Origin of the sequence: Kitasatospora sp. NPDC007106, from assembly GCF_040634455.1 — a bacterium.
Classification (GTDB): domain Bacteria; phylum Actinomycetota; class Actinomycetes; order Streptomycetales; family Streptomycetaceae; genus Kitasatospora; species Kitasatospora arboriphila.
Genome location: NZ_JBEYFP010000906.1, coordinates 1 through 2,242 on the forward strand (window position 1 = coordinate 1; position 2,242 = coordinate 2,242).

Consider the following 2,242-nt stretch of genomic DNA (forward strand, 5'->3'; position numbering starts at 1 on the left):
CGCCGGAATCCGCGGATTCCGGCGCCCCACTGCTGTCTGTCCGGGTCGGACGCGCGCCCGGCGCGCTACGGGCAGCGCACCACCTGGCCGGCGTACGCCAGACCGCCGCCGAAGCCGAACAGCAGCACCGGGTCGCCCGAGCGCAGTTCCCCGCGCTCGACGAGCTTGCTGAGGGCGAGCGGGATCGAGGCGGCCGAGGTGTTGCCGGAGTCCACCACGTCGCGGGCGATCACCGCGTCCGGGGCGGTGCCGAGCTTGGCCGCGATGGCGTCGATGATCCGCAGGTTGGCCTGGTGCGCGACGAAGCCGCGCAGCTCGGACGGGTCCAGCCCGGCCTTGAGGCAGGTCTCGCGGGCCAGCGGGGCGATCCGGGTGGTGGCCCAGCGGAACACCGCCTGGCCCTGCTGGCTGATGGTCGGGTCCCAGCCGGTGATGACCACCGCGTCGCCCTTCGCGGGCTCCGAGCCCCACACGACCGGGCCGATGCCGGCCTGCTCGTCGGGAACGGCCTCCACCACCGCCGCGCCGGCCCCGTCGCCGAAGATCACGCAGGTGGAGCGGTCCGTCCAGTCGATGGTGTCGGACATCCGCTCGGCGCCGATCACCAGGGCCCGGGTGGCCGCGCCGGCCCGCAGCGCGTGGTCGGCGGTGGCCAGCGCGTACGAGAAGCCCGAGCAGACGGTGTTGATGTCGTACGCGGCCGGGGCGGTGATGCCGAGCCGGGCGGCGACCGCGGCGGCGGTGTTGGGGCTGCGCTCGACCGCCGTGCAGGTGGCGACCACCACGAGGTCGACCTCGTGGGCCTGGCGCCCGCTCGCGGCGAGCGCCTTCTGCGCGGCCTCGGCGGCGAGGTCGACGAGCGTCTCGTCGACCGCGATGTGCCTGGTGCGGATGCCCACCCTGGAGCGGATCCACTCGTCGTCGGTGTCGACCAGCTTCGCCAGGTCGTCGTTGGTGAGGACCTTGGGCGGCTGGTAGTGGCCGAGCGCCACGATGCGGGAGGCGGTCATACATCAACTCAACCGGGTTACCCATCAGTCGCCCGGTGACGCACCGGAACAGTATCCGGGGAGTTTGACTGTAGAAGGGTGACAAATCCCCGCAAACCGCGGGGTCAGACGGCCAGTGCCGCGGCGTCGCCCATCGCGATGACCGGGTGGGCGGCCGGGTCGAGGGCGCGGATCAGCTCGATCATGTTCGCCTCGGGCAGCGAGACGCAGGCGTGCGTGGGGCCGCCGTGGTCGACGTGCAGCCAGACGCCGCCGCCCTTGGCTTTGCCCTCGGGCGACGCGGTGTCCAGCGGGGAGCGGCCGGCCACCCGGTTGTAGTTGATCGCCACCACGTAGTCGAAGGAGCCGGCCAGCGGCTCGCCGTTGAAGCCCTTGCCGCCGACCACGAAGTTCGCGTCCTTGTCGTAGGGCAGCCTGCTGCCCGGGTCGGCCTTGCGGCCGCCGGCGTCGGTGAGGCCGAAGACGCCGATCGGGCTGTGCAGGTCGCCGGACCGCTTCTCCGCGGACCAGCCCTTGTAGCCGTTGTGGGCCGCCCACGCCTGACCGGCCCGCCAGCGGCCGTCCGGGGTGCGCGTCCAGAGCGTGACGACGGTGTCCGCGGAGTCCTTGTCCTTGCCGGAGGCGACCACGACCTGCTTGGTCTCGGCCGGGATCTTGGCGAGGAAGGACGGGCCGAGACCCGGGATCGCCGCGACCGTCCCGTCGGTGCGGTCGGAGCGGTCCGCGGTGGACGGGCCCTCGGTGTGGCCGCCGGCCGACAGCGGGGCGATGTCAGCGTGCGTGGTGTCGGCCTCGGGCCGCTCGGCCGCGCCGGCACTGGTGAACGAGGGGAGGGACCGGCCCTGGCCGACCGTGAACCAGCCGGCCGTGGCGGCCAGCAGCACCGCCGTACCGCCCATCAGGGTCTTGCCGCCGCGGCGCTTCGGCTTGGCCTTCCGCCGGTGCCCGCGCGGCCGTGGTGCCTGACCGTCCGCACTGCTGCGGGGACCCGGCACGTCGGCCGGGTGGAGGTGGCTGGTGGCGCGATGGGAACCGGACATGGGGACGATCCTCCCAAAGTCCCGGGCCTGGACGAAACCCGGGGCGTGTGGTGAGCCTGTGAGCATACGCGGTCGGCGGGGCGCCAGTGGAAAGGCTGCGCCGATCGGACAAACCCCGCAGGGGTGTTGTCGCGGCCGGGGCGCGCGGGCGCCGGACACGCGCCGGGGCCCGTCGGCGCGGTGCCGACGGGC

The 2,242-nt window shown here is 73.8% G+C and carries 2 protein-coding genes; both read right to left on the reverse strand.

Annotated elements, in window-relative coordinates; translation table 11 throughout:
* Positions 1–65: 65 nt before the first annotated feature.
* Positions 66–1,010 carry a beta-ketoacyl-ACP synthase III gene (locus ABZ641_RS33880; protein WP_344621390.1) on the reverse strand — a complete coding sequence of 315 codons (945 nt, stop codon included), beginning with the start codon at positions 1,008–1,010 and terminating at the stop codon, positions 66–68.
* A 104-nt stretch (positions 1,011–1,114) separates the two neighbouring features.
* Positions 1,115–2,050 (reverse strand): hypothetical protein, encoded by a 936-nt coding sequence (locus ABZ641_RS33885; protein ID WP_344621389.1) that lies wholly within the window; start codon positions 2,048–2,050, stop codon positions 1,115–1,117.
* Positions 2,051–2,242 lie beyond the last annotated feature (192 nt).

Excerpts from the sequence above, each read along its gene's own strand:
- ABZ641_RS33880 (WP_344621390.1), bottom strand. The coding sequence starts at position 1,010 with ATGACCGCCTCCCGCATCGTGGCGCTCGGCCACTACCAGCCGCCCAAG.
- ABZ641_RS33885 (WP_344621389.1), bottom strand. The coding sequence starts at position 2,050 with ATGTCCGGTTCCCATCGCGCCACCAGCCACCTCCACCCGGCCGACGTG.